The sequence below is a fragment of the Streptomyces sp. CNQ329 genome (genome assembly GCF_000482585.1).
In genome coordinates this window covers 1-2,726 of the sequence record NZ_AXVU01000131.1, presented here as the reverse complement: position 1 = coordinate 2,726, position 2,726 = coordinate 1, and the positions used below count along the sequence as shown (strand labels likewise).

Sequence of the window (2,726 nt, the reverse complement as noted above, 5' to 3'; positions counted from 1 at the left end):
GGCCGGGTGCGGGCCGGGTGCGGGCCGGGTGCGGAAGGCTGACGGATCGGATTCGATCGCGTAGGGACGGCGCGCCGGCCGCCCCGGGGGTCCATACTGGGTTTCCGATGAAAAAGGCACCCGCGCCCCGGCGCCATCTGGCCACCAGCCCCTTCGACGCGCCCGTCGCTCCCGCGCCCAAGAGCTTCGCCCCCGGTGACCGGGTCACACACGACCGGTACGGCCTGGGCACAATCGTCTCCGCCGAAGACGGCATCGCGATGCTCGTCGACTTCGGCTCCCGCCACGTCCGGATCACCGCGCCCTACGACCATATGGAGAAGCTCTGACGCTCCGCCCGTGAGCAGGACGGGGACGGGCGTCGGGTGATGCCCCCGGGAACAGCGTGCACACGCTCCCCGGGAGCGCAGACATGCCACCGGGCAGGGACGCGCCCTGAGGCGCGGCCCTGCCCGGTGGGTTCCGCAGTCCCGCGGACCGCGGTCAGACCAGACGGATGTTCTCCGCCTGCGGGCCCTTCTGGCCCTGCACCACGTCGAACTCCACCTTCTGGCCCTCGGCCAGCTCGCGGAAGCCCTGCGCGTTGATGTTGGAGTAGTGCGCGAAGACGTCGGCGCCGCCGCCGTCCTGGGCGATGAAGCCGAAGCCCTTTTCGCTGTTGAACCACTTCACGGTTCCGTTTGCCATGGTCTTGTCTCCTTCTTGGGGGCATAGGGGATGACGCGTGCGCGCGATCCCTCGTCGCCGTGATGAATTCCCGATCCGGAGCAAGCACCGAAAAACAAAAATGCGCCCGAGGTCAAAGCCAGCAGGCGCACACAAATTTCATGGGAACCACAACTGCAACGTTTTCAGCCTAACACAGGCTGCGCCGGCGACCACGGCGCAGGCGCACCGGCGCGTCAGGTGCCGGGGTTCTCGAAGTAGGCGGCCGTCCGGGCGTCCGCCGGGTAGTACGACTCGATCGCGACCTCGGCGAGGGTGATGTCCATCGGCGTACCGAAGGTGGTGATCGTGGAGAACAGCCGCAGCTCCCGCCCCGCCACGCGAAGGACCATCGGGATCATGACGTCGGACGCGACCGTCCGCCCCGGCGCATCCTCGGCGCCCGGCGCCAGCAGCTCCTCGTAGAGCGCGCTGAGCCCGGGGTCGGGCGCGACGGCGAGCTGACGGCGGATCCGGGTGCGGAACACCGCGCGTACGTCGTCCAGGTTGACCACCAGCGGCGCGAAGCCGCGCGGGTCCAGCCCCAGCCGGATGAGGTTGACCGGCGGCCGGAGCAGGGCGGGGTCGACGCCGGCGAAGAACGGCTCGACCGCGCGGTTGGTGCGCACGATGTCCCACCGGCGGTCGAAGGCCACCGCGGGATACGGCTCGTGGGCGTGCAGCACCCGGGCGACCGCGGCGCCGGCAGCCGCCAGCGCCTCGTCGTCGAGCGGCCGCTCAGGGTACCGGGGGGCGAAGCCGGCGGCGAGGAGCAGCCGGTTACGCTCGCGCAGCGGCACGTCGAGCCGGTCGGCGAGGCGCAGCACCATGTCGGCGCTCGGATTGGTCTTGCCCGTCTCGATCAGGCTGACGTGACGCGCCGAGACGTCGGCGGCGATCGCGAGGTCGAGCTGGCTGAGCCGTCGGCGATGCCGCCACTGCCGGAGGAGGTCGCCGATGGTGGGCACGTTCGCCGAGGGTACTCACCGTGGCGTCGCACGCCATGACATGCCATGTCATCGACAGCCGCCGCGCCCGCGGAAAGACTGCGCCCCATGACCGCAGAGAACAAGACCGTCGTCGGACGGGCACTCGCCGAACTGATCGAGACAGGCAGCGCCGACGGGCTCGCGCCGCTGCTGAGCGACGACTTCGTCCACCACCGCCCGGACGCGACCACCTCCACCAAGGCGCAGTGGCTCCGGGCCGTCGAGGCGGCACTCACCCCGCTCGCCGGAATGCGGGTCGAGATCCACCATCTGCTGGCCGAGGGCGACCACGTCGTCATGCACTCCCGCCGGTCGCTCCCCGGGGGCGGGCCGGAGATCGCGGTGGTCGACATCTGGCGGATCGACGACGGGCTGATCGCCGAGGGATGGGAGATCATCGAACCGGTGGCCGAGGCCGCCGCCCACCTCACGTGGTGGTCGGAGCCCGCGGCGAGCTGATCGCAGGGCCGGACGGGTCCCGGCACGAGCCGGCTGCCGGGGAATGCGCCGCCGGATCTGCGGCCGTCTCGCCGTCCGATGCCCGGACGGTGCCGGTCCGTGGGATCTCCCCCGGCCCCGGCCCCGGACCCTGACCCGGTCTCCGGCTCCCGGCCTCCGGCCGGAGGTCGACCGCGTCGACGTACGCGCGAGCGCACACCGGCGGGCATCACACCCGGCCGGCCCGCCCGAAACGTCACCGCGCGCCACCGCCGCCGGGCTGCCCAGCCCAGGTCGACACCGACGGGCTCGCACTCGCGGAAGAACCATTCGGGGCGCGGGCGGGGTGCGGGCGCGGGTGCAGGCGCGGGTGCGAGCGTGGGTGCGTGGCATCGCTTGGTGGCATCACCCATGCGCAGGGTCGGGCCGGCACGACGGCAACAGCACGCCGCCGCCCGGGCGTTCACCGGCCCCGGCGTTCCCGTGCGGACACAGCATCAGCGTTCCACGCGCCGCAGGCCCCGTACCGCGGGGACCGACAGCAGCAGGAGACAGGTGAGAACGGCCATCGTCGCGGACACGTACAGCAGCGGC

Annotated in this window: 4 protein-coding genes; 2 read left to right on the top strand and 2 right to left on the bottom strand. The window is 72.0% G+C overall.

The window, feature by feature from the left end; translation table 11 throughout:
* The first annotated feature begins 107 nt into the window (after positions 1-107).
* On the top strand, positions 108-329 hold the full coding sequence (locus tag I003_RS0129350) for a hypothetical protein (RefSeq protein ID WP_027774700.1): 222 nt from the start codon (positions 108-110) through the stop codon (positions 327-329).
* 154 nt (positions 330-483) lie between these two features.
* On the opposite strand, the gene I003_RS0129345 is transcribed toward I003_RS0129350, so the two are convergent.
* Together I003_RS0129345 and I003_RS0129340 are read right to left on the bottom strand one after the other, a co-directional pair.
* The gene (locus tag I003_RS0129345) at positions 484-687 is read right to left on the bottom strand and encodes a cold-shock protein (protein WP_027774699.1); all 204 of its coding nucleotides are present in this window, start codon (positions 685-687) and stop codon (positions 484-486) included.
* A gap of 215 nt (positions 688-902) precedes the next feature.
* The gene (locus I003_RS0129340) at positions 903-1,673 is read right to left on the bottom strand and encodes a helix-turn-helix transcriptional regulator (protein ID WP_027774698.1); all 771 of its coding nucleotides are present in this window, start codon (positions 1,671-1,673) and stop codon (positions 903-905) included.
* A gap of 87 nt (positions 1,674-1,760) precedes the next feature.
* Here I003_RS0129340 and I003_RS0129335 point away from each other — a divergent pair, with 87 nt between their 5' ends.
* On the top strand, positions 1,761-2,153 hold the full coding sequence (locus I003_RS0129335) for a nuclear transport factor 2 family protein (protein WP_027774697.1): 393 nt from the start codon (positions 1,761-1,763) through the stop codon (positions 2,151-2,153).
* The last annotated feature ends 573 nt before the right edge of the window (positions 2,154-2,726 follow it).

Excerpts from the sequence above, each read along its gene's own strand:
- I003_RS0129350 (WP_027774700.1), top strand. The coding sequence starts at position 108 with ATGAAAAAGGCACCCGCGCCCCGGCGCCATCTGGCCACCAGCCCCTTC.
- I003_RS0129345 (WP_027774699.1), bottom strand. The coding sequence starts at position 687 with ATGGCAAACGGAACCGTGAAGTGGTTCAACAGCGAAAAGGGCTTCGGC.
- I003_RS0129335 (WP_027774697.1), top strand. The coding sequence starts at position 1,761 with ATGACCGCAGAGAACAAGACCGTCGTCGGACGGGCACTCGCCGAACTG.